The following is a 25,009-nucleotide window of genomic DNA, read 5'->3' as shown; positions in this document are numbered from 1 at the left end:
AATGAAGCACATGAAACGCTACTTAGTTCTTGCAAATGGCCAGGTATTTGCCGGTACCGGCTTTGGCAGCGCCAAAACCACGGCGGGTGAAGTCGTCTTCACCACCGGCATGACCGGCTATCAGGAAGCAATCACCGACGCGTCATATTTCGGCCAAATCCTGACCTTCACGTACCCGTTAATCGGGAACTACGGGGTCAATCCCGCCGACTATGAATCAAATGGGGCCAAGCCCAGCGCCATTATTTGTCACGAACTCGCCCGGCGGCCATCGAACTGGCGGGCCACGATGAGCCTCGCGGACTGGGCCACAGAGCAGGATTTACCCGGTATCACCGACGTGGACACCCGGGAACTCACCCGCACGATTCGTGACGCTGGGGTCATGCAGGCCCTCATTGTTGACGAGGTGACGCCCGCCGTAATTGCGGCGGCCAAGGCGCGCACGGGCATCAATGACCAAGTGGCGCACGTGACCGACCAGGCACTGACCCAGACAGCCACCCTGCCTGCTGACGCACCACGCGTTGCGGTGCTTGACTTTGGCCTCAAGGACTCGATTTTGTGTGCCCTCAATCAGATTGGCCTGCAAACCGTGGTTTTCCCCGCGACCACCCCGGCAGCAACCATCCTCGCGGCCAATGTTGACGGCGTGATGCTCTCCAACGGCCCCGGCGACCCAGAAAGCTTGCCGGAGGTGCTGCCCGTGATTCGTACGCTCCAGGACCAGTTGCCCCTGATGGCGATTTGCCTTGGCCACCAGCTATTTGCCCTGGCAAACGGCGCGACCACGTTCAAGATGAAGTTCGGGCACCGCGGTTTCAACCACGCCGTCCGCAACCTCAAAACGGGCACCATCGGCTTCACCTCCCAGAACCACGGATACGCCGTTGACCGCCAGTCACTGCAAAGCACCGCACTCACCATTACCCACGAAGAAATTAACGACCACACCGTTGAGGGCCTAAAACTGGCGGACCACGCAGCCTTTTCCGTCCAATTCCACCCCGACGCGGCGCCGGGTCCGCACGATTACGCAGACCTATTTGCTGACTTCAAGGCCAACATTCTGCAGCACCAAAAGGAGATACACCATGCCTAAACGTTCTGATATTCACAAAATCCTCATCATTGGCTCCGGCCCCATCATCATCGGGCAAGCCGCTGAGTTCGACTACTCAGGCTCCCAAGCGGCCATTGCCCTGCGCGAAGAAGGCTATAACGTGGTGCTGGTCAACTCCAACCCCGCAACCATCATGACTGATCAGGAAATGGCCGACAAAATTTACATTGAACCCCTCACCCTGGCGGCACTCAAGCCCATTTTGCAGACCGAACGGCCCGATGCCATCTTGCCTACGCTTGGCGGCCAAACCGGACTGAACATGGCCCGTGAACTGGCCGAATCCGGAATTCTGGACGAGCTGCACATTGAATTGCTCGGCACGAAGATGAGCGCGATTGCGGAAGCCGAAGACCGGGAACTCTTCAAGGAACTCATGGATCGGCTGGGTGAACCCATCCCCGCCTCCACCGTAGCAACCACCGTCGACGAAGCCCTGGCGTTTTCTGCGCAGATTGGTTACCCCGTAATCGTCCGGCCCGCCTACACTATGGGTGGCACCGGCGGCGGGATTGCCGCGAGCGCCACCGAACTCAGTGCGATTGCGACGAACGGCTTGGACCTGTCACCCGTTACCCAGGTGTTAATCGAGCAGTCCATCGCCGGGTTTAAGGAAATCGAATTCGAAGTCATGCGTGATCACCACGACAACGCGCTGATTGTGGCCTCGATGGAAAATTTCGACCCTGTCGGCATCCACACCGGCGACTCAATCGTGGTGGCACCGGTGCAAACCTTAGCCGACCACGAACTACAGATGCTGCGTGACGCCGCGCTGCGGATTATTCGTGCCCTCAAAATCGAGGGTGGTTGCAATATCCAGATGGCACTGGATCCCGAAAGTGACCAGTACTACATCATCGAAGTGAACCCCCGAGTCTCGCGGTCCAGTGCCTTGGCTTCCAAGGCAACGGGCTACCCGATTGCCAAGATGGCCGCCAAAATTGCGGTCGGGTTGACCCTCGACGAAATCGTCAACCCCGTCACCGGCGCAACGATGGCCGAACTAGAACCAGCCCTGGATTACGTAGTGTGCAAGATTCCGCGCTGGCCATTTGACAAGTTCACCACCGCCGACCGGACGCTGGGTACCCAGATGAAGGCCACCGGGGAAGTCATGGCGATTGGCCGCAACCTCGAAGAAGCCATGAACAAAGCCGTGCGGTCGCTCGAAATTGGTGTCACCGGTCTGACCGATAAGCGCTACCCCGACGTGGACACCGCGGCGCTGCTCGCCGACCTGATGCCGGCTAAGGACGACCGGATTTTCACAATCACCGAGCTGCTGCGGCGTGGCGTCACCATCGACACCATCCACGCGGTGACCAAAATCGACGAGTTCTTCCTCGATAAGTTGCTGCACATCACCGAAATCGAGCAGGAATTGGCTGCAAGTGCGCCGCTGAACCCTGAACTCCTGGCAACCGCGAAGAAGTACGGACTGGCGGACCAAACCATCGCCAATTTGACCAACACCTCTGCAGCCGCAATCGCCAGTGCACGGGATGCGCAAGGTCTGCACCCAGTCTACAAAATGGTCGATACGGTTGCCGCAGAGTTTGCTTCCAGCACCCCGTATTTTTACAGCAGCTACGACCAGTACACCGAGTCAACCCCACTGACCACCCCCTCCGTGCTGGTGCTCGGTTCCGGACCGATTCGCATCGGCCAGGGCGTGGAGTTCGACTACGCAACGGTGCATGCAGCCGAAAGCATCCGCAAGTGCGGCTACAAGGCCATCATCATCAATTCCAACCCCGAGACGGTTTCCACCGATTTTTCCGTGTCCGATAAGTTGTACTTCGAACCCCTGACCTTCGAGGACGTGATGAACGTGATTAACCTCGAACAGCCAGTTGGGGTGGTCGTCCAGTTCGGGGGCCAAACCGCCATCAACCTGGCCGCCAGCCTGGCCGCGGCGGGCGTCAAGATCTTGGGCACCACGCTCAGTGACCTTAACCGGGCAGAGGACCGGGAAGAGTTCAACCAGGTGATCAAAAAACTGGGCCTGCCGCAGCCCCAAGGCAAAACCGCGATGACGAGTGCAGAAGCCTTGCAAGCCGCAGACGAACTGGGTTACCCCGTATTGATCCGCCCATCCTACGTGCTGGGTGGGCGCGCCATGGAAATCGTGCACAATTCGTTCGAGCTACAAGACTACATCGACCGCGCCGTCAAGATTTCGCATAACCACCCAGTGCTGGTGGACTCCTACCTGACCGGCTCCGAGGCCGAAACCGACATCATCGCGGATGGCGAAACCGTGGTCATCCCCGGCATCATGGAGCACATCGAACGCGCCGGGGTGCACTCCGGTGACTCAATGTCCGTTTACCCACCCCAACAAATGTCAGCCAAGGTGAAACACGAAATCATCAATGCGGCAATTGCGCTGGGGCACGAGCTGCACACAGTCGGAATCATGAACGTGCAGTTCGTCATCCATAACGACACCGCCTACGTGATTGAGGTTAACCCGCGCGCTTCCCGGACTGTCCCGTTCATCTCCAAGGTGACCAACGTCCCGATGACCCAACTTGCGACCGCCGCAATGCTCGGGCATAAACTGAGCGAATACGGCTACTCCACGGGACTGGTGGCAGAACCGACCAGCATCCACGTCAAGTCCCCCGTCTTCTCCTTCACGAAGCTGCCGGGCGTTGACCCCTTGCTAGTACCCGAAATGAAGTCAACCGGTGAAGTCATGGGCAGTGGTGCCACCTACGCTGATGCCCTCGCCCGCGTATTTGCTGGCGCTAAGGTGCCCGCAACCACCACGCCGCTCATCGCCTACATCAGTGCGGACAAGCACACACTGAACGAGATGGTGGCAACCGCCCGCGCCTTACAGCAAGCTGGCTTTAAGCTCACCGGCGACCAGGATGCCATCACCTACCTCACGGCGGCCGGCATCCACGCAACCCTCTGCGAACAGCCGCTGACCGCCATTCGGGCTAAGCAGCTTGGTCTCATCCTGAGCACCGTCCCCACCGAGGATGCAGACGCCGTCGCCCTGCGCGAACTGGCCATTGTCCACAAGGTGCCACTATTCACCTGTATCGATACGCTGATGGCCTACCTCACAGCGCACGCATAACGTGGAGCGTCCCCAAGAAAAATAACCTTAAGCATGCAAAAAACGCCTGGCACTACCCTGTGGAAAAATCAACCACAGCGTACTAGCCACGCGTCATGCGGGATGAATATGGGGAACATTGGGAGTGTAAGTTTGGTTTGTTAGGAGGTTGGGGGGCCTCCCTACACTTAATATAATAACGATTTGCACAACCAATACGGGCCGATATTCAATAGAACTTGTTTTCATTTTTGCATTTGTGTAAGCTGCACGTTATAGCTCAATCACTTTTAAATGCCAGGAGCTGGTGGAAATTCCGTCAGCTCCTGGCATTTTTGGCCCCATCGCAAAAAAGCGGCCCCCAATTCGGGTGCCGCCTTGAGTTAATATTATGCCAACGCGAGTTTCTTACCCGACAGCTGGTAATTATGTGCGTACTTTTGCATCCGCCCGTAGATTAAGGCAGCCTCTTCGTCGTTACCGCGCAGTTCGTACAGGCCAATGAGTGGCGTGTTGAACCGGCGTGCATAGTGCTTTGCGGTGAGGCCGAACTGGGCGTTGAAGTTGCGGTTGCCACTGCCCACAATGCCCAGCATGTTCGCGGTGTTCGCAGCATCCAGTTCATCGCGTAGATCAATGGTCAGAATTTCGTGGTAGCCGGTGTGGATCCCGTCGCCCCCATCGAGGTACGTCGGCACGAACACGAAGTACGGCTGGTCGAAGATGCGTTCGTCAAACTGTTCACTGTACTCAAACGCCTCAACCAGCGGCTTGTCCGCATTTTTGGCGTGTTCTTTGGCCGCCAGTTCCGCCACCTTTTCAACGAAGGCTTCAGTGTTGCCGGAGATACTGATATAAACAATGCGTAATGGTGCCATTTTACTTGTCCCCCTCATCTGGGAGCGTGTCGTCAATCCCGATTGTGTAATCGTCGTCGCTCATCGCTTCAACCTGGCCCAGCAGGTAGCCATTCCCCACCTGCGAGAAGAAGTCGTGGTTCGAAGTCGTGGTGTTAATCCCGTTCATGATGATTGGGTTCACGTCACTGGCCGTGGTCGGGAACAAGCCCTCTTTGCCCAGGTTCATCAGCGCCTTGTTCGCGTTGTACTGGACGAAGGTCAGCACGTCGTTCGTCCACCCTACTTGGTCGTAGCACAGGGACGCATATTTTTCTTCGTTCGCGTACAGTTTGTAGAGCAAATCGTACGCCCAGTCATCCTGCTTCTGCTGCTCGGCCTGGCTGAGCTGGTTGTAACCCACCTGGTATTTGTAGCCAATGTACGTGCCGTGCACAGATTCGTCACGTAGGATGAGCTTGATGATCTCAGCGACGTTCACCAGCTTGTTGTTGCCCAGGTAATACAGCGGGGTGTAGAACCCGGAATAGAACAAGCAAGTTTCGAGAAAGACGTTGGCCACCTTCTTGTGCAGCGGATCCGGGTCGTTGCGGTATAAGTCAACAATCCAGCGGGCCTTATTCTGCAGGTATTCTTCGGAGTCTGACCAGTGGAAGATTTCGTCGATTTCCGTTTGCGTGTTCAGAGTGGAGAAGATGGTGGAGTATGACTTCGCGTGCACGGATTCCATGAACTGAATGTTGTTCAGCACCGCCTTTTCGTGTGGGGTCACGGCGCCCAACTGCAGCGAACGCATCCCGTCTTGTGATTGCACCGTATCGAGCAGGGTGAGCCCCCCGAACACGTGGCCAACCACCCATTGGTGCGTATCATCGAGTTCACGCCAGTCGTTCGTGTCGTTGGAGACCGGAATCCGGGTATCCAGCCAGAACTGTTCAGTCAGCTTCTCCCAGGTTGCCTTATCAATCGCGTCATCAACGCGATCCCAGTTAATGGTCTTGTAATTCCCAATATCACTTAATTTGTCCGTCATGGTTGCCCTCCGTTTACTCGCTTGCGACAGGAATGAATAACGCCCGTTTGGTACGCGCAGTCGGCCGCTTTAGTTACGTATAGCCAAACTTTAGCACGGGGGCAAACGATGCTCAAGTTACATTTATGCGGCAAAATTTAATTTTTGGCCGGCAAAAAGTAGGTAGCTTGTGTTAAAGCGCGCGGCGACGCGGTTTACATGCGTTTTTCATCACCCACAAGATATTGTGCCCATGTTGAACCGATTATCAATATCAAGTATAATGTTGACATTAAGTAAGTGGCACCCACAACCAGTAGTGGGTAGCCCCAAGTTAGCGAGGATATTAGATATGAAGAACATTACTCTTTTCACAAAGAATGGTTGCCCCCAGTGCCGGATGACGCGCAACTACTTGCAGACGCACAACATCCCCTTCACGGAACACAACATCAATAACGAACCCGAATGCGTCGACTACCTCAAGCAGCAGGGCTTCAAGGCTGTCCCGGTGGTCGAAGCTGACGGCATGAGCGCCTTCTCTGGTTTCCGCCCCGACGCTCTGGCAAAACTGAACTAAGCGCAACCCGCGACGAATATTGACTGCAACTTGGCGCTGATCACCTGTCAGCGCCAATTATTGTAACTGGAGGAAATCATGGGACTTAAAGACATCGATCCGGAAAGCGTCACTTATTACAAGCTCAACAACGAAATCAACATCCCCGTGGACGGCCAGATTCCGCTGAACAAGGACAAGGAAGCTCTGGCCGCATTCTTCAAGGAGAACGTCGAACCCAACACGCTGCGGTTTGCTTCCCTCAAGGAGCGGCTCGACTGGCTAGTGGCGCACAATTACTACGAGGCGGCGTTTTTGGCCAAGTACACGGATGCGTTCAAGCAGCAACTGGACGACTACCTGGTGGCCCAGGACTTCCACTTCCAAAGCTTCATGGCGGCCTACAAGTTCCACGCCCAGTACGCGCTGAAAACTGACGACGGCGAGCAGTACCTTGAAAGTTTCAAGGACCGGGTCTTCGCGAACGCCCTATTCTTCGCTGACGGCAACGAGCAGCTGGCCATGCAGCTGGCCGACGAAATGATTCACCAGCGCTACCAGCCCGCAACGCCGTCCTTCCTGAACGCCGGCCGAGCCCGCCGCGGTGAATTAGTATCGTGTTTCCTGCTGCAAGTCACCGATGACATGAACAGCATCGGCCGGGCCATCAACTCCGCCCTCGAACTGTCCCGCATTGGCGGTGGCGTCGGCCTGACCCTCTCCAACCTGCGTGAAGGCGGCGCCCCCATCAAGGGCATCGAGGGTGCGGCCAGTGGCGTGCTGCCCGTCATGAAGCTCCTTGAAGACTCGTTCTCCTACTCCAACCAGCTCGGCCAGCGTCAAGGGGCCGGCGTGGTGTACCTGAACGTCTTCCACCCCGACATCATCGCGTTCCTGGGGGCCAAGAAGGAAAATGCGGATGAAAAATACCGCTTGAAGACACTGAGCCTCGGCGTGATTGTCCCCGACAAGTACTACGAGCTCGTCCGGGAAGACGCCGACATGTACCTCTTCTCGCCCTACAGTGTGGAGCGTAAATATGGCAAACCATTTTCCTACATCGACATCACCAAGGAATACGACAACCTGGTGGCCGACCCCGACATTCGTAAAACCAAGATTCGCGCCCGCGACCTGGAAAACGAAATCAGCAAGCTGCAGCAGGAATCGGGCTACCCGTACATCCTGAACATCGACACCGTCAATAATGCTAACCCCATCGCTGGCAAAATCATCATGAGCAACCTCTGCTCTGAAATCCTGCAGGTGCAGACACCAAGCAAGCTGAATAACCGGCAGGAATACGATGTTTTGGGGACCGATGTGTCGTGTAACTTAGGCTCAACCAACATCCCGAACCTGATGCACAGCCCCGACTTCGGCAAGAGCGTGGACGCCATGGTGCGTGCCCTCACCTACGTTACCGACCATTCCGATATCGACGTGGTCCCATCCGTCCAGCACGGTAACAACTTGGCCCACTCAATTGGCCTCGGCGGCATGGGACTGCACACCTACTTTGCTAAGCAACACATGCACTACGGCAGTCCCGAATCCCTGGACTTCACCAGCGTGTACTTCATGTGCCTCAACTACTACACCCTGAAGGCCTCCAACCGGATTGCAAAAGAACGCGGCGAATCTTTCCACAATTTCGCCAGCAGCAAGTACGCAGATGGCTCGTACTTCGATAAGTACACAACCAAGGACTGGGGGCCAAAGTCCGCAACCGTTAAGCAGCAGTTTGCTGGGATTAAGGTGCCAACCCAGGCCGACTGGGCGCAACTACGCGCCGACGTCATGCGCGACGGTCTCTACCACCAGAACCGCCTGGCTGTAGCACCAAACGGGTCGATCAGCTACATTAACGACACCAGCTCTTCCCTGCACCCGATTGTTAACCGCATCGAGGACCGCCAAGAAAAGAAGATTGGCACGATTTACTACCCTGCTAGCGGCCTGGCCAATGACACTCTGCCCTACTACCAGAGTGCCTATGATACCGACATGCGCAAGGTGATCGACGTCTACGCGGCCGCGCAAGAACACATCGACCAGGGCATGGCCATGACCCTGTTCATGCGCAGTACCATCCCCGAAGGCCTCTATCCGTGGAAGGCGGGGCGGACCAACAAGATGACGACCCGGGATTTGAACATCCTGCGCAACTATGCCCACCACAAGGGCGTCAAATCGATTTACTACATCCGCACGTTCACTGATTCCGAAGACGAAATCGGCGCCAATGCGTGCGAAAGCTGCTCCATCTAGGCTCCTGCTGCTAACGGGTGCCGGCCAAAGCGTAACTGCTGCGGCCGGCACCCGTTTTTGTCAAATATTCAGAAAATTGGTCTCAGTTTTTGCAACACAAACCCTGATTTGTCGGCCAACATAGGACAATTGGTCGATATTGACGGCATTTACGCAAGTAGTGCTTACATGAAAATAATTTCAGTTGTAGACTGGATATGATACTAACGATGGAGGTTCATTATGCTCGAGAAAACACTGTACGCAAAGATGTTCGCTAGTTCCTTCAAGGACATCACCGTAACCGTGAACTATTGGGACGGTACGACTGAAACCTATGGCGACGGCAAAGTTGACGCCACCATCACTTTCAAGAAGGCAATTCCGGTTAAAGAATTAACCAAGAACGCGTCCCTCGCACTCGGTGAAGCTTACCAACAAGGCGACATTGAAGTTGAGGGTGCTGGCCGGCCATTGCAGAAGTTACTCACGGCCGCCTACGAAAGCGCAGATTCATTCATGCGCAATAGCAAGCTCATGCGGATTATCCCCAAGCAATCCCACAGTGAGCGCGCCAGCAAGAAGGATATCCAGAAGCACTACGACGTCGGCAATGACTTCTACCGCCTCTGGCTCGACCCAACGATGACGTATTCCTGTGCCTACTTTGAGCACGATGACGACACCCTGGCCAAGGCGCAGATGCACAAGGTACACCACATTTTGCGGAAGCTGGACCCCCAGCCAGGACGCACCCTGCTCGACATCGGTTGCGGTTGGGGCACACTCATGCTGACGGCAGCCAAGGAATACAACTTGCACGTTGCCGGCATCACCTTGTCCCAGGAACAATTCGATTTCGTCCAGAACAAGATCAAGGAAGAACACCTGGAAGACCAAGCAGAAATCTTCCTGTGTGACTACCGCGAACTGAAGCACGAACCTTTCGATTACGTGACCTCAGTTGGCATGTTCGAACACGTTGGTGAAGAGAACCTCGGCCTGTACTTCAAGGATGTTGCCCGCTTCATGAAGAATGACGGGACGGCCCTGATTCACGGGATTACGCGGCAGCAAGGTGGCGCCACGAACGCCTGGCTCACCAAGTACATCTTCCCCGGTGGTTACGTCCCTGGTTTGACCGAGAACCTCGGCCACATCATTGACGCTGGCCTCCAGGTGAACGACCTCGAACCCCTGCGCCGCCACTACCAGCGCACCACCGAGATGTGGGACGACAACTTCAACGCCGTCCGGGACCAGGTGCAGGACATGATGGGCGAAGAGTTCACCCGCATGTGGGACTTGTACCTGCAGGCATGTGCCGCTTCATTCGAATCCGGCAACATTGACGTCATTCAGTACCTGCTCAACAAGGGTGCTTCCGGCAAGACATTGCCAATGACACGTGAATACATGTACAAGTAAATGTGGCTTTTGACCTCGGACCGTGACCACGGTTCGAGGTTTTTTTAATCACAATTGGATAGCCACAGCGATTTTAAGCTTCTTGATGTTGTAGAAGTTCAACTTCTACATCGGATTACGCGCAAAATAATGTCGCTAAACACAAAAACGGCGCTCCACAGAATGCCTGTGGGGCGCCGTTTTGACTTAGCTATGCAGCTAAATTAGAAATTGAATTTCTTGATGTTGTAGAAGGACTTGCGACCCTTGTACTGTGCAGCAGTACCAAGCTGGTCTTCAATCCGCATGAGCTGGTTGTACTTAGCGATACGGTCAGTACGGCTCATGGAACCAGTCTTGATCTGGCCCGCGTTTGTAGCAACAACGAGGTCAGCAATCGTGGTGTCTTCAGTTTCACCGGAACGGTGGGAAACAACGGCGGTGAAGCCAGCTTCCTTAGCCATTTCGATAGCTTCGAAGGTTTCGGTAAGTGTACCGATCTGGTTAAGCTTGATCAGGATGGAGTTAGAAACGCCCATGTCGATACCCTTCTGCAGGTAGTCGGTGTTCGTTACGAACAGGTCATCACCAACGAGCTGAACCTTGTCACCGAGCTTAGCGGTGATCTTCTGCCAGTCTTCCCAGTTGTTTTCGTCGATAGGGTCTTCGATGGAAACGATTGGGTACTTGTCAACGAAGCTTGCAATCAGGTCGATGAATTCGTCCGTGTTGTAAACCTTGTCTGGGTTGCTCCAACGAAGAACGTAACCATTCTTCTCGGTGTCCCAAAGTTCGGAAGAAGCAACGTCAAAGGCAAGAGCAACGTCTTCACCAGGCTTGTAGCCGGCCTTCTTGATAGCTTCAACAAGGATTTCGAATGCTTCTTCGTTGTCCTTAAGGTTAGGTGCGAAACCACCTTCATCACCAACAGAGGTGATGTCGCCCTTTTCCTTCAGGAGAGCCTGAAGTGCGTGGAAGGTTTCGGAACCCATCCGGATTGCTTCGTGGACACTCTTAGCCCCGATAGGCATAATCATGAATTCCTGGAAGTCAATCGTGTTGGTGGAGTGAGCACCACCGTTGATAACGTTCATCATAGGTGTAGGAAGAACGTGACCATTAGGGCCGCCAAGGTATTCGTAAAGTGGCAGGCCAAGTTCGTCAGCAGCGGCACGTGCAGCAGCCAGGGAAACACCAAGAATAGCGTTAGCACCAAGCTTGCCCTTGTTAGGGGTACCGTCGAGTTCAATCATGGTTGCGTCGATGAGGCGCTGGTCGGTAACGTCAAGACCGATAACAGCCTTGGAAATCTTTTCGTTAACGTTAGCAACGGCCTTGAGCACACCCTTGCCACCGAAACGGCTCTTGTCGCCGTCACGGAGTTCTACGGCTTCGTGTTCACCGGTAGAAGCACCTGAAGGAACAAGTGCGCGGCCGAAACCGCCATCTTCGGTGTACATTTCAACTTCAACAGTTGGGTTGCCACGAGAGTCGAGGACTTCACGAGCAAAGACATCAGTAATGATAGACATTGTGTGATTTTCTCCTTTATTTTGCCTTTACGGCTTTGTTGGGTGGACAAAGCGTTCTACCCCACAACATATTTTAACAAATAAGCGCGCTTAAGCATATTGTTATGTTGCGGTGATACCGCTTTATCCGGTTTTTTAGGACTAAATTAAACGAAATTCAGCAGCAGCTTGCTGCCTAAATCAGTTAGATAATTAGTTCTTGTAGTTTGCCAGTGCAAGGAAGCTTTCTGGAACAAGGGATGCACCGCCGACGAGACCGCCATCGATGTCTTCCTTGCTCATGAGTTCCTTAACGTTAGCAGGCTTGACGGAACCACCGTACTGAATGCGAACGTTCGCAGCGGTTTCTTCGTTGTACAGGGAAGCAACCGTCTTACGGATGTGTGCGCACATTTCCTGTGCCTGGTCAGCAGTAGCGGTCTTGCCGGTACCGATAGCCCAGATTGGTTCGTAAGCCAGAACAGACTTGGAAACCTGTTCAGCAGTAAGGCCGTCAAGAGCAGCCTTAATCTGACCAGCTACCCAGCTTTCTGCGTCGCCGGCTTCGCGCTGTTCAAGCGTTTCACCACAGCAGATGATTGGCAGCATGTTGTTACGGAAGATGGCCTTAGCCTTCTTGTTGATGTCTTCGTTCGTTTCGTGGAAGTATTCACGACGTTCGGAGTGACCAATAACAACGTAGTCAACGCCCATTTCGGAGAGGGCCTTAGGACTGGTTTCACCAGTGAAGGCACCTTCGTCTTCGAAGTAGCAGTTTTCAGCAGCAACCTTGAGTTCTTCGTCCTTGGCGAACCAGGTCAAAGCGTTCAGGTCAATAGCTGGTGCAGCAATAACAGTTTCAACGTCGGTGCTCTTAGGCAGCTTGCCCTTGATTGCATCTACGAAAGCCTGAGTTTCCTGGGGGTTCTTGTTGAGCTTCCAGTTACCGGCAATAATTGGGGTACGCATAATATGCTTTCTTCCTTTCGAAATTATCCCGTCTAGGCGGGAATTATGGTTGCGGGATTAGCCGCGGCGCAATTACGCTTCGAACTAACAGCTAAGCACACAAGCGTCCTTCCGTGCTTAGCATCCGGCAAACTGCCAGATCAATTGTTAGTTCGAGCAGTAATCACTTGTTACGCGTTATTACTTGTTGGTAATAGCAGCGATACCAGGCAATTCCTTACCTTCAAGGTATTCAAGACTTGCACCACCACCAGTGGAGATGTGGGTAATCTTGTCTGCAAGGCCAAGTTCTACGGCTGCAGCAGTGGAGTCCCCACCACCGATGATTGTGGTAGCATCCTTGAGGTCACCAAGTGCGGTACCAACTTCGAGAGTACCCTTAGCAAAGTTGCTCATTTCGAACACACCCATTGGGCCGTTCCAAACAACAGTCTTTGCACCCTTCAGAGTTTCCTTGAAGAGTTCAACGGACTTTTCACCGATATCAAGAGCCATGTAGCCATCAGGAATGTCACCTTCGACGGTCTTGTGTGGAGCGTCGTTGTTGAATTCGGTTGCTACAACGTTGTCGATAGGCAGAACGAGCTTGTCGCCTGCTTCAGCGATGATTTCCTTAGCAAGGTCAACCTTGTCTGCTTCAACAAGGGAGTTACCAATGGAAAGACCCTTAGCTTCGTAGAACGTGTAGGTCATACCACCACCGACGATGATCTTGTCAGCCTTAGGAATGAGGTTCTTGATCACACCGATCTTGTCAGAAACCTTAGCACCACCCAAGATAGCTACGAATGGGTGCTGTGGGTTTTCAACGGCGTCACCCAAGAACTTGATTTCCTTTTCCATCAAGAAACCAGCAGCGGTCTGCTTCATGTTGGAAGCAATACCGACGTTGGAAGCGTGGGAACGGTGTGCGGTACCGAAAGCATCGTTGACGAACAGGTCGCCAAGGCTTGCCCAGTACTTGCCCAGTTCTGGGTTGTTGCCGGATTCCTTCTTGCCGTCGAGGTCTTCGAAACGAGTGTTTTCCATAACGAGGACGTCACCATCGTTCATGTTGCCGATAGCATCTTCGAGTTCCTTACCGCGAGTAGCAGGAACGAAGGTAACAGGCTTGCCGAGAAGTTCGGAAAGGTGTTCTGCAACTGGACGAAGACTCAGCTTAGCCTTGTCTTCTTCAGTCTTAATACGGCCAAGGTGAGAAAGCAGGATTGCCTTACCACCGTGTTCGATTACGTACTTGATGGTAGGCAGAGCAGCTACAACACGGTTGTCGTTACCAATAACGCCATCCTTGATAGGAACATTGAAGTCGACACGGATAAGGACCTTTTTGCCCTTAACATCGAGGTCAGAAACGATAAGTTTTGCCACGAATATTTCCTCCTAATTTTGCACGCGTAAATGCGTGTGTAAAAGATTGGACGCGTTGCCCGCACGTGGTGGGCAGCATGTCTGAAAACATACAAAAAGGGGTAGGGAGTAACCTCCCTCCCCTTTTCGGCAGTGCGGTGTAACTATTATTCGCTAGATAGCGACTAATAAATTAGTCAGCAAGCTTTGCGAATGCAAGCAGGGTACGAACCATCTGGCAAGTGAAGCCGTATTCGTTGTCGTACCAAGCAACGGTCTTAACAAGCTGGTAGTCGCCTGCGGTTGTAACTTCGGTCTGAGTAGGGTCGAAGATTGAACCGTAAGTTGTACCTACGATGTCGCCAGAAACGACTTCGTCAGCGTTGTAACCGAAGGATTCGTTGCCTTCAGTAGCCTTGCGAAGAGTTTCGTTAACTTCGTCAGCAGTAACCTTCTTGCTGAGGATGGAAACGAGTTCTGTAAGGGAACCATCAGGAACAGCAACACGCTGTGCGTGGCCCTGAAGCTTGCCAAGGAGTTCTGGGATAACCAGACCGATAGCCTTAGCAGCACCAGTCGTGTGAGGAATGGTGTTGTAAGCAGCAGAACGTGCAGCACGCTTGTTACCACCGCGAACAGGTGCATCCAGAAGCTTCTGGGTACCAGTGTAAGCGTGAACCGTGGTCATGGTACCAACTTCGATACCGAAGGCCTTGTTCAGGAAGTATGCCATTGGTGCAAGACAGTTGGTCGTGCAAGAACCAGCGGAGACGATACGGTCGTCGGAGGTAAGGCTTTCGTGGTTAACGTTGTAAACGATGGTCTTGATCTTGCCGGCTGGGGCAGAGATCAGAACACGCTTAGCACCAGCGTTGATGTGAGCCTGTGCCTTCTCTTCAGAGGTGTAGAAGCCGGTGCATTCGAGAACGTAGTCAACACCGTCGTTCTTAACCCAAGGAATGTTGTTTGCGTCTGCTTCAGCGTAAACAGGGTATTCCTTACCATCAACAATGATGGAGTTGTCGGTTGCGCTGATTTCGCCATCAAAAGTACCGTGGGTTGAGTCGTACTTGAGAAGGTGTGCCAGCATTGCTGGGGTGGTCAAGTCGTTGATAGCGACAACTTCGATGTCACTGGACTTTGCACCAAGTTCGTGGATACGACGGAAAGCCAAACGGCCAATACGGCCGAAACCGTTGATACCAATCTTAACAGTCATGTTAAAATTTCCTCCTTTAGGAAATGAGAAGTTTTATTTTAACGGGTTCCCCCGGTTAAAATCGAGTTTGCCGCACCCGCATCGGTGATTAACCACGTCTGCTTGGGTGCGTGTTGCATGTACGCCTCAATTGCTTTGGCCTTACTACGGCCGCCGGCAATTGCAAAGACGAACGGAATATTATCAAGATCCCTAATCCTCAAACCGATTTTCGGAATCTTGTACACCACCTGGCCATCGGCATCGAAAAACGTGCCGAATGTTTCTGCGACCGCATGGTGCTCACGAAGCATTTTCTGGATGTCGGTCGGCATGTTCCGCCGCCGGGCCATTACCAATGCTTCTCCTACACTATGAATCACTACGGAACTATTGTCAATCAGTTCCAATACTTCCTTAACACTTGGTTCCTTTAATAGTGGTTGGTAGGTTTCTTCGCTGACATTTTCGGGAATGTAAAGCACCTTGTAAGTGCCCCCCGTTGACTGCGCCATTGCCGCAGCCACGGAGTTTGCCTGAATGTCAACTGTCTCGCCGACCCCACCGCGAGCTGGCACAAACACCAAATCGCGCCCGGTCGAGAGCTGGAAACTGAACTGCCGTGCTGCCCGGGCCAATGTCGTCCCACCCATGACCGCGATTGTTTGCCGCCCGGTTGGCAGCAATAATTGCATCATTCTGGCAAGATTCTTGCCCATGTCATCCAGAACCCGGCTGCTTTGATCAGCATCCCCCGAAACGATGAGGCAATGTTCAATCCCCAAGCGTTTCGCCAGTGCCTTCTCGTCGGAACGAATTCCGAGCACCTGATTCATGAAGTCATCCATGCTGGCAAACACATCACGGCCCTTAGCGGTTAAAACCATGCCGCTGCGGGAACTCTCTAGGAGTCCTTGGCGTCGCATAAAATCAACTTCGGTGCGTAACATGCGTTCAGTTGTGTGCATCTGGTCAGCAAGTGCGCGGCGCCCAACCGGCTCCATCCACCCCACATATTGAAGAATCTGATAGCGTTTTGTGGCCACGGCCAGCATGTCTGGCGCGATGGCCTCAATCCAGGCAAAATCAGATTGCATAACTCTTCCTTCTTTGTGGGACGTTTGGCGGCCAACAGGTCCTTAAAGCGACCCATCAACTGTAAAAAAATTTTGGATTACCGGTGCAAGCCGTCCTCCTTACCAACGGTTCTTATTATAACAACCCCCGGGAAGCGAATGCAAGGCGTGGAGGCAAAACGTCACAATTTTCAGGCAGAAAATTCGGATTATGGAAGCATTTTTGCAACAACTTGTTTTTTCGTTCGCATTTTACGCACATATAACCCCTTGATTGGGCAATCCGTTCGGTCATACATTCGGATTGTATCTAATTACTATTTAATGAAAGCCCCTAACCGTCATTATGAAAACGTTCTATAACTAAAATTCATGTCCGGCAAGCCAAAAGTTGCGCCGGTTTCGCCGCAATACCGGACAAAACGGGCCGGCTGCACGATTTACGCACACTGTCAACGCTCAGTCTATTCTATATATGCCCCCTGGCCGCACTAAAACCACCCGTAGCTTTGCGTAAAACACTTGCAATTTTGCCACATACCAGATATTATAGTTAAGTACTTTGCGCGGTTAGTGTAATGGATCGCACGTGAGATTCCGGTTCTCGAAATCCGGGTTCGACTCCCGGGCTGCGCATCGTCTAGCGTCACTGTCATTCGGCAGTGGCGTTTTTTGTTTTCCCCGCCGACACCTCAGCCTTTGTGTCCCGCATTAGTTGTCAGCCTGAATCCAGATGGCTTATACTCAGGCAAAGCGCTGATTTGTACGCAAAAAACATTGCAAATCATTTGACCTAGTTTGACGTTTGGTGTAATGTTAGCACTGTAATAAAACGAGTGCCAAACGTACCCGCTAATTCTCTATTATTTAGGAGGTATCCCATGTTAGTACCTACAGTTATTGAACAGACTAGCCGCGGCGAACGCGCCTACGATATCTACTCCCGCCTGCTCAAGGACCGCATCATCATGCTGTCCGGCGAGATCAACGACCAGATGGCCAACACAATTATTGCGCAGCTCCTCTTCCTGGACGCGCAAGACTCAGACAAAGACATTTACCTGTACATTAACTCCCCAGGTGGTGTGATTACTTCCGGGCTCGCAATCCTCGACACGATGAACCTCATCAAGTCCGACGTCCAGACGATTGCGGTCGGCATGGCTGCTTCCATGGCCAGTGTGCTGCTCGCATGCGGGACCAAGGGCAAGCGTTTTGCCCTGCCTAACTCAGAAGTCCTCATCCACCAGCCACTTGGCGGCGCTCAGGGCCAGCAAACCGAAATCGAAATCGCTGCCCAGCAGATTCTGAAGGCGCGGGAGAAGCTCACCAAGATGCTCGCTGATGCATCTGGTCAGCCAATCGAGAAGGTTAAGGCGGACACAGAACGTGACCACTACCTTTCCGCTGACGAAGCTAAGGAATATGGCCTCATTGACGATATTCTGACCGGCAACAAGAAGTAAATTCTGCAAAATAAAGCCCGTGTCCACTTCAATTAGTGGGCACGGGCTTTTTTGACTACCTTAAGCTAAGTTCGCGCGCATGGACTCCGCTAGCTCGTTCAGCTTGCGGAGCCGGTGGTTAACCCCAGATTTGGAAATCGGGCCACCAGGAACCAGCGTCCCCAGCTCCGTCAACGATACTTCTGGGTGGTCAACGCGCACTTGCGCCATCTCGGCGAGGCGAACCGGCAGCTGATCCAAACCGCCGTGGGCCTGGATGAACTTGATGTTGTCAATCTGCTTCTGGGCGGCGTTGACCGTCTTCGACATGTTCGCCGTCTCGCAGTTCACGAGCCGGTTGACCGAATTGCGCATGTCGCGCATAATCCGCACATCTTCGAACTTCAGCATGGCGTTCGTCGCGCCGATGACGTTCAGGAAATCCGCAATTTTTTCGGCTTCCTTCAAGTAAACAATGTTGCCACTGCGGCGCGCCACGGTGCGGGCGTTCAGGTCGAAGTGGTTCATCATCTGCATAATGCCTTCATTGTGGTCAGCATAAAGGGAGTAGATTTCTAGGTGGTAGCGACTGGTTTCGGGATTATTCACCGACCCGCCCGCCAAAAACGCACCGCGCAGGTACGACCGCATCCGCTGCGGTTCGTTCAGCACGCTATCGGCCACCGCGGTGTTAATGCTCAGGCCCAGCGGATCAAGAATCGAGAGGTCCTGGAGCATCGGCTTCACGTCGTGGCTGAGACGCACCACGTACTGGTTGTTCTTCTTCAGTTTCATTTTCCGGCGCACAATGAGGTTGGCTTCCTGCTTGTACAACTGCCGAATCAGTGCGTACAGGCGCCGCGCAATTGCCGGATTTTCCGTCTGGACGTCTAGGCCCAGCTGGTGGTTCACGATGGTTAATGTCCCGTTCATGCGAATCAGCGCGGATAGTTCCGCCTTCGCGTGTTCCGGATGGACCTCTAGTTGGGTCAGTTCTTTTTTGACCTGACTGGCAAAACTCGCCATTGTGTCACCTCTTATTCTTTAAGTTGGCTTGGAAGGCTAAATTCATGATTTCGTCCGCGACCTTGTTCCCGTCGTGGAAAACCCCACCGCCGCGTAATTCGAGGAAGTCGGAGGAAATCACCCGGCACCCCATCTTGCGCAACCCGGCGTAGTCACTGCGGACGGGCCTGGTGGAGATTTCGGTATACTTCTGCGTATCCAGATACCCAACAGGTACGTGCTCGATGTTGACGAGCACGGTGTCCACGAAGTCCTGGTGCAGGTGGTTGTGCAACACGCGCACGTGGTCGGCATCGGTGAAGTTATCCGTTTCGCCCTTTTGCGTCATGATGTTGACGATGTAGATGACTTCCGCCTTGGTTTTGAGCACGGCATCGCCCACGTTCTTAATCATCAGGTTGGGCAAAATGCTGGTGAATAAACTCCCGGGGCCCATAACCACCACGTCGGCGTCCATGATTGCGTCAATCACTTCCTGCTCGGCGGCCGGCTGTCCCCCATTATCACTGCGGGTCACCCAGACGCGCTTAATCATCTTCCCTGCGGCAGTGATTTCAGCTTCCCCCGCCAGCGTCGAACCATCACTGAATTCGGCATTCAGGGTTAGCGGCGTGTTGCAGGCAGGGTATACGTGCCCGTCGACCTGCATCATCGCGCTGAGCTGCTGGATGGCGCTGAAAATCCCGCCTTGCATCTCGGACAGCGCCGCGATGATCAGATTGCCAATGGCGTGGCCAGCAAAGAACGAGTCGGTGCTGGCAAAACGGTACTGAAACACTTCTCGCTGCAATGCGGGCATGTCGGACAGCGCCACCATGACGTTCCGAATATCACCAGGCGGCACAACGTTAATGTAGTTGCGCAGGGCGCCACTGGAGCCCCCGTCGTCGGCAACAGTCACGACGGCGGTGACGTCGGCGTTTTGGTTGTGCAGGGCTTTGACGATGACGGGCAGGCCCGTCCCCCCGCCAATCACAACGACTTTGGGCCGGCGTCCCCGAATAACCCGAATTATTTTGTGGTCTGCGGTCATGAGCGGTTCACCGTTTCCTTTCGCTTGTGGGCATCACGGTGCGTCACGTCCACAGGATATTCGTTCTTAAAGCTGTTGCCGATGCGCCGCGCGAAGGCCACGCTCCGGTGCTGGCCCCCAGTACAACCAATCGCAATCGTCAGGCTCGTTTTGCCTTCCTTGATGTACGCCGGCATGATGTCGTGCAGCATCTTGCTGTATTGCTGGTAGAAGTTCTCGGCCATGGGGTTGCCCATCACGTAATCGTAGACGGCCTTGTCCTCGCCGTTCTTCTCCTTCAGTTCCGGAATGTAGTATGGGTTCGGCAAGAAGCGCACGTCCATCACGATATCCGCGTCGATTGGCAAACCGTATTTGAACCCGAAACTCATCACTTCGATGTGGAATACCGGCTTCTTCTCGTTCTTGAAGCTGGCAAACAGCTCTTCCCGCAACTCACGCGGGCTGAGGTTGCTCGTGTCGATGATTACCGCCGCGTGGTTGCGCAATGGCTTGAGCAGTTCGCGTTCCTTGTTGATGCCATCCATGAGCCGCCCTTCCATGGCGAGCGGGTGGGACCGCCGTGTTTCCTTATAGCGCGAAACCAGTTCGGTATCCGTGGCGTCAAGGAAAATAATCCGGGCGTGAACCGATTCAGTGTTCTCCATTTCGTGCAGCACATCAACAATTTGGTCGTAAAAGGCCCGACTGCGCATGTCCACAACCAGCGCGACCTTCTTGATCTTGCCTGAATTCTCCAGCAGCTCCCAGAACTTCGGAATCAGTGCTGGCGGCATGTTATCGATACAAAAATAGCCCAAGTCCTCAAAGGCCTGCATGGCAACGGTCTTCCCCGCTCCGGACATTCCGGAAATAATCACTAATTCAATCTTGTTATCTGCTTCTGTCATTCCGTGGCCTCCAGTTAGTGATGCAATCAATCCTATTTACATTGTAACATTCCGGGCGTGTCTTTAATAGTGGCCCCCCTGATTAACCCGCAACGCACCCCAAATCTGCCACGTGCAAGCTAACTTGACGTTCATTCCACCAGTAACCACTATATCTGGTGTATAATAAAGCAAAACATTCCGGGAGTGACCACATATGGCAGATAAACGATTAGATTGGGACGAATACTTCATGATTCAGGCAATCCTGCTGGCTTCCCGCAGCACCTGCGCCCGCCTCTCCGTTGGCGCCGCGATTGTCCGCGACAAGCGCATCATTGCGGGCGGCTACAACGGCGCGGTCTCCGGCGATGAGCACTGTATCGATTCGGGCTGCTTGCTGCGGGATGGCCACTGTGTCCGCACGATTCACGCCGAAATGAACGCGGTGCTGCAGTGCGCTAAGTTCGGTGTCTCCATGGACGGCGCCAGCGTGTACGTCACCGATTTCCCCTGCCTGCAGTGCACCAAGATGCTGCTGCAAGCCGGCATTCGCCACATTTACTACCTGCGCAATTACCACAACGACGAGTACGCCGTGCAATTAATCAAGCTCAAGCAGGTTGGCGTCACCCAGATTAAGTTGACTCAAGAGGCACTGGAGCGCGCCCACCTCAGTGATTACATTCCCGAATAGACAGCAAAAGGGCCAGGAAAAATTTCCTGGCCCTTTTTGCGCACTTCACTAACTGCTTAGCGTCCACGCGCAATGGAAATGATGATGGAGTTAATCCCGAACAGAATCAGGTAGATGGCAACGATGGTGGCGAAGGAGATTGCCGCAACCACTGGCTGCATAATCAGCAAGATGGCAACCAGAATCGTCGCAATGTCCAAGATAAGGGACAGAACGAACCAGCCAGTGCCCATCCGGCGCAGGTGGCTAGAAGTCAATAAGTTCCCGATGGCATCGATGAGGAACCACACCGCAAAGAGGATGGTAATCCCCACAATTCCAGCCGGTACGTTAAACAGGAACAGGACCCCCAGAATCAGGTCCAGGACCCCAGACAATGCATAGATCCACGATAGCCGGGGCAAGTACTGCCGCATCTTGCTAAAGGCAGCGAGCACCGTAATCCCGCGGATAATGGCCACCACCGCAAAGAGCAGTGCCATCGTTACCAAGCCAACTTGCGGGTGCATGAACATGAATATCCCCGCGATGACAAACAACACCCCAGTGATTAATTCACGCCAGTCAAAACCCCACCGATCACGTGTACTGAACATAATACCCCTGCTTTCTTCACCAATATCTATCTAGTTCCGCAGTTGGCGCACGCACCAACTTAATTCCTACATAGATTGTACCATGAAAGCGTGTGCGCGTAATCCTACACCTCGCGCGCCTTGTCGCGTCTGAGAATTGCGCCCAGGTATTGCCCCGTGTAGCTGTCCTGCACCGCGGCAACTTGTTCCGGCGTGCCGGTCGCAATGATCTGGCCACCGCCATCCCCGCCTTCAGGGCCCAAGTCAATGACCCAGTCGGCGCACTTGATGACGTCCAGATTGTGTTCAATCACCAGCACGGTGTTTCCTTCGTCGACGAGCCGCTGCAACACATCCAGCAGGCGGTTAATATCATCCGTGTGCAAACCGGTCGTTGGTTCGTCCAGGATGTAGAAGTTCTTGCCGGTGCTCTTCTTCTGCAGTTCACTGGCCAGCTTCATCCGCTGGGCTTCCCCACCGGACAGCGTGGTGGCGGACTGCCCCATGCTGACGTAGCCGAGACCAACGTCAACGATAGTTTGCAGTTTGCGCGCAATCTTTGGAATTGGGGCGAAGAACTTCACGGCTTCACTGACGGTCATATCGAGCACTTCAGAAATGTTCTTGCCCTTGTAGGTCACTTCCAGAGTTTCGGAGTTATAGCGCCGCCCGTGACAAACTTCACACGGCACGTAAACGTCAGGCAGGAAGTTCATTTCAATCTTAATAATCCCGTCGCCCTTACAGTTCTCACAGCGGCCACCCTTGACGTTGAAGCTAAACCGGCCCTTGCTGTAACCGCGCAGCTTCGCCTCCGTGGTCTGCGCGAACAGGCCGCGAATGTCGTCGAAGACGCTGGTGTACGTTGCCGGGTTACTCCGCGGCGTACGGCCAATTGGCGACTGGTCGATGTCGATGACCTTCTCCAGCTTCTCGTAGCCACTAATCTTCTTGTAGGCGCCCGGTTTGTTGGAATTCCGGTTCAGCTTCTGCTTCAGGGCCCGCTTCAAGATGGAGTTCACCAGCGTTGATTTCCCGGAGCCGGACACACCGGTAACGGCCACCAACTTGCCCAGCGGGAACTTCGCGGTAATGTTCTTCAGGTTGTGCTCCGTAGCCCCGGTAACCGTAATGACCCCGCCGTTCCCCGGCCGCCGCACGTGCGGCACCTTGATGAATTTCTTCCCGGACAAATACTGCCCGGTCAGTGACTTGCGACTCTTCATCACCTGCTTCGGCGTACCGGCAGCCATCACGTGGCCCCCGTTCGCGCCGGCGCCGGGACCAATGTCAATCAGGTAGTCCGCGGCGAGCATCGTGTCCTCGTCGTGTTCAACGACTACGAGCGTGTTGCCCAAGTCGCGCATCTTCTTCAGTGAGTCAATCAAACGGGCATTATCGCGTTGGTGCAGTCCGATAGACGGTTCGTCCAGGACGTACAACACCCCAGACAGGTTCGAGCCAATCTGCGTGGCGAGGCGAATCCGCTGAGCTTCCCCACCGGACAGGGTGCCGGCACTGCGGGAAAGCGTCAGGTAGTCCAGCCCCACGTTGATCAGGAACGTCAAGCGGTCAACCACTTCCTTGACAATCGGCTGCGCCACAACGCGGTTCTGTTCGCCCAGTTCAATCCGCTGGAAGAATGGCAGTTCGTCCTTGATGGCGAGGTCGCTGGCTTCGGCAATATCCAGACCACCAACTTTCACCGCCAAAGCCGCCCGGTTCAGGCGCTTCCCGCCACATGCGGGACACTTCAGCGCGGTCATGTACAGGCGCATCTGGTTGCGGGTGAAATCACTGCTGGTTTCGTGGTAACGCCGGTCGATGTTGGCCATGACCCCTTCGAATTCAACGTCGACATCGCGCACCCCACCGAAGTCATTCTCGTAGTGGAAGTGGAACGTCTTGCCGTTACTGCCGTGCAGCACAAAGTCCTTCTGGGGCTGGGTCAAATCCGTAAACGGCACGTCCATGGGGATGCCGAAGTGTTCGCAGGCCTGCCGCAGCAATTCAGGATAGTACTGGGAACTAATCGGATTCCAGGGGGCAATGGCGCCCTGGGTAAGGGTTAAACTGTCGTCAGGCACGACCAGGTCGACGTCGACGTTCAGCTTCTGGCCCAACCCATCACATTCGGGGCAGGCCCCAAACGGCGCGTTGAAACTAAAGAGCCGGGGTTCAAGCGCACCCACGGAGAAACCGCACAGGGGGCAGGCGTAGTGTTCCGAAAAGACGAGCGGTTCGCCACCGATGACGTCCACCACGGCGTACCCGTCGGACAAACGCAGGGCCGCTTCGAACGAGTCAAAGAGCCGGGACCGCACATCTGGCTTGACCACAATCCGGTCAATGACGATGTCGATATCGTGGAACTTCTTGCGGTCCACCTCAAAGTCGGGGTTCACGTCCACGATTTCGCCATCCACGCGCATACGGACGTACCCTTCACGCTGAATCTTGGCGAAGACCTTCTTGTGTCCCCCTTTGCGATGCCGCACCACCGGACTCATAATTTGAATCCGGGTACGCTCTGGCAGCTCCAGCACGTGGTTGACCATCTGTTCAACCGACTGGCTCTCAATCTTGGTCCCGTCATTTGGACAAATTGGCGTCCCCACGCGCGCCCAGAGCAGCCGCAGGTAGTCGTTGATTTCGGTAACCGTCCCCACGGTACTACGCGGGTTCTTCGACGTTGTCTTCTGGTCAATGGAAATCGCGGGTGACAGGCCGTCAATCGAATCGACATCCGGTTTGTCCATTTGCCCGAGGAACTGCCGTGCGTACGCGGACAGACTCTCCACGTACCGCCGCTGGCCTTCAGCGTACAGGGTGTCAAACGCCAAGGAACTCTTCCCGGAGCCGGACAAACCGGTCACCACGACCAGTTTGTCGCGCGGAATCGTTACGTCGATATTCTTTAAGTTGTGGCTGCGTGCGCCGTGAATTTCAATTTTATCTGCTGCCATATTTACCTCT

General features: G+C 54.1%; 19 protein-coding genes and 1 tRNA gene. 8 read left to right on the top strand and 12 right to left on the bottom strand.

The features are described 5' to 3' along the window. Window positions 1–10 precede the first annotated feature (10 nt). Together FC18_RS00485 and carB are read left to right on the top strand one after the other, a co-directional pair. Window positions 11–1,102 (top strand): carbamoyl phosphate synthase small subunit, encoded by a 1,092-nt coding sequence (locus tag FC18_RS00485; protein ID WP_420806072.1) that lies wholly within the window; start codon window positions 11–13, stop codon window positions 1,100–1,102. Then, window positions 1,095–4,220: a carbamoyl-phosphate synthase large subunit gene (carB, locus tag FC18_RS00480; protein ID WP_054676749.1), complete on the top strand. Its 3,126-nt coding sequence runs from the start codon at window positions 1,095–1,097 to the stop codon at window positions 4,218–4,220. Before FC18_RS00485 ends, carB begins: the two co-directional genes overlap by 8 nt. A gap of 368 nt (window positions 4,221–4,588) precedes the next feature. Here the strand turns inward: carB and FC18_RS00475 are convergent, their stop codons facing one another. Together FC18_RS00475 and nrdF are read right to left on the bottom strand one after the other, a co-directional pair. Beyond that, window positions 4,589–5,077 (bottom strand): class Ib ribonucleoside-diphosphate reductase assembly flavoprotein NrdI, encoded by a 489-nt coding sequence (locus FC18_RS00475; RefSeq protein ID WP_054676645.1) that lies wholly within the window; start codon window positions 5,075–5,077, stop codon window positions 4,589–4,591. Between the two features lies 1 nt (window position 5,078). Further along, window positions 5,079–6,089, bottom strand: a complete 1,011-nt coding sequence (gene nrdF, locus FC18_RS00470; RefSeq protein ID WP_056975279.1) for a class 1b ribonucleoside-diphosphate reductase subunit beta — start codon at window positions 6,087–6,089, stop codon at window positions 5,079–5,081. Between the two features lie 331 nt (window positions 6,090–6,420). On the opposite strand from nrdF, the gene nrdH reads away from it, so the two are divergent. The 3 genes from nrdH to FC18_RS00455 all read left to right on the top strand — a co-directional run bounded on the left by nrdH (window position 6,421) and on the right by FC18_RS00455 (window position 10,305). After that, entirely contained in the window at window positions 6,421–6,648 is a 228-nt protein-coding gene (gene nrdH, locus FC18_RS00465) for a glutaredoxin-like protein NrdH (RefSeq protein WP_054676647.1), read from the top strand. 78 nt (window positions 6,649–6,726) lie between these two features. Beyond that, a complete protein-coding gene (gene nrdE, locus FC18_RS00460) occupies window positions 6,727–8,898 on the top strand; it encodes a class 1b ribonucleoside-diphosphate reductase subunit alpha (protein WP_054676649.1) in 2,172 nt (723 codons plus the stop codon). 222 nt (window positions 8,899–9,120) lie between these two features. Continuing rightward, window positions 9,121–10,305 carry an SAM-dependent methyltransferase gene (locus tag FC18_RS00455; protein WP_054676652.1) on the top strand — a complete coding sequence of 395 codons (1,185 nt, stop codon included), beginning with the start codon at window positions 9,121–9,123 and terminating at the stop codon, window positions 10,303–10,305. A 203-nt stretch (window positions 10,306–10,508) separates the two neighbouring features. On the opposite strand, the gene eno is transcribed toward FC18_RS00455, so the two are convergent. The 5 genes from eno to FC18_RS00430 form a co-directional block, all read right to left on the bottom strand. Further along, entirely contained in the window at window positions 10,509–11,816 is a 1,308-nt protein-coding gene (gene eno / locus FC18_RS00450) for a phosphopyruvate hydratase (protein WP_054676655.1), read from the bottom strand. A 192-nt stretch (window positions 11,817–12,008) separates the two neighbouring features. Continuing rightward, window positions 12,009–12,764, bottom strand: coding sequence for a triose-phosphate isomerase (gene tpiA, locus FC18_RS00445; protein ID WP_056975278.1), 756 nt, complete (start codon window positions 12,762–12,764; stop codon window positions 12,009–12,011). Between the two features lie 180 nt (window positions 12,765–12,944). Next, complete coding sequence (locus FC18_RS00440; RefSeq protein WP_054676658.1) at window positions 12,945–14,135, bottom strand: phosphoglycerate kinase; 1,191 nt, start codon at window positions 14,133–14,135, stop codon at window positions 12,945–12,947. Window positions 14,136–14,307: 172 nt separating this feature from the next. Next, the gene (gene gap, locus FC18_RS00435; RefSeq protein ID WP_054676661.1) at window positions 14,308–15,333 is read right to left on the bottom strand and encodes a type I glyceraldehyde-3-phosphate dehydrogenase; all 1,026 of its coding nucleotides are present in this window, start codon (window positions 15,331–15,333) and stop codon (window positions 14,308–14,310) included. A 38-nt stretch (window positions 15,334–15,371) separates the two neighbouring features. Then, window positions 15,372–16,409 (bottom strand): sugar-binding transcriptional regulator, encoded by a 1,038-nt coding sequence (locus tag FC18_RS00430; protein ID WP_054676666.1) that lies wholly within the window; start codon window positions 16,407–16,409, stop codon window positions 15,372–15,374. A 543-nt stretch (window positions 16,410–16,952) separates the two neighbouring features. Here FC18_RS00430 and FC18_RS00425 point away from each other — a divergent pair. Further along, a tRNA-Arg gene (locus FC18_RS00425) sits at window positions 16,953–17,024 on the top strand. A 245-nt stretch (window positions 17,025–17,269) separates the two neighbouring features. Further along, window positions 17,270–17,854: an ATP-dependent Clp endopeptidase proteolytic subunit ClpP gene (clpP, locus tag FC18_RS00420; RefSeq protein ID WP_054676668.1), complete on the top strand. Its 585-nt coding sequence runs from the start codon at window positions 17,270–17,272 to the stop codon at window positions 17,852–17,854. A 60-nt stretch (window positions 17,855–17,914) separates the two neighbouring features. Here the strand turns inward: clpP and whiA are convergent, their stop codons facing one another. The 3 genes from whiA to rapZ are packed head-to-tail and all read right to left on the bottom strand — an operon-like array spanning window position 17,915 to window position 20,782. Next, the gene (gene whiA, locus FC18_RS00415) at window positions 17,915–18,859 is read right to left on the bottom strand and encodes a DNA-binding protein WhiA (RefSeq protein ID WP_054676670.1); all 945 of its coding nucleotides are present in this window, start codon (window positions 18,857–18,859) and stop codon (window positions 17,915–17,917) included. Between the two features lie 4 nt (window positions 18,860–18,863). Continuing rightward, window positions 18,864–19,892, bottom strand: coding sequence for a gluconeogenesis factor YvcK family protein (locus tag FC18_RS00410; protein WP_056975277.1), 1,029 nt, complete (start codon window positions 19,890–19,892; stop codon window positions 18,864–18,866). Beyond that, window positions 19,889–20,782, bottom strand: coding sequence for an RNase adapter RapZ (rapZ, locus tag FC18_RS00405; protein ID WP_054676673.1), 894 nt, complete (start codon window positions 20,780–20,782; stop codon window positions 19,889–19,891). The genes FC18_RS00410 and rapZ overlap by 4 nt, the downstream gene beginning before the upstream one ends. Window positions 20,783–20,978: 196 nt before the next feature. On the opposite strand from rapZ, the gene FC18_RS00400 reads away from it, so the two are divergent. Further along, complete coding sequence (locus FC18_RS00400) at window positions 20,979–21,458, top strand: ComE operon protein 2 (protein WP_054676675.1); 480 nt, start codon at window positions 20,979–20,981, stop codon at window positions 21,456–21,458. Between the two features lie 56 nt (window positions 21,459–21,514). Here FC18_RS00400 and FC18_RS00395 read toward each other — a convergent pair whose 3' ends face one another. Continuing rightward, a complete protein-coding gene (locus tag FC18_RS00395) occupies window positions 21,515–22,054 on the bottom strand; it encodes an HdeD family acid-resistance protein (protein WP_054676678.1) in 540 nt (179 codons plus the stop codon). Window positions 22,055–22,158: 104 nt separating this feature from the next. Beyond that, window positions 22,159–24,999 (bottom strand): excinuclease ABC subunit UvrA, encoded by a 2,841-nt coding sequence (uvrA, locus tag FC18_RS00390; RefSeq protein WP_056975276.1) that lies wholly within the window; start codon window positions 24,997–24,999, stop codon window positions 22,159–22,161. Window positions 25,000–25,009 lie beyond the last annotated feature (10 nt).

The sequence above is a fragment of the Lacticaseibacillus sharpeae JCM 1186 = DSM 20505 genome, assembly GCF_001436225.1.
GTDB lineage: Bacteria > Bacillota > Bacilli > Lactobacillales > Lactobacillaceae > Lacticaseibacillus > Lacticaseibacillus sharpeae.
The sequence above is the reverse complement of the archived record's forward strand: the minus strand, read 5'-3'. Positions and strand labels throughout refer to the sequence as shown.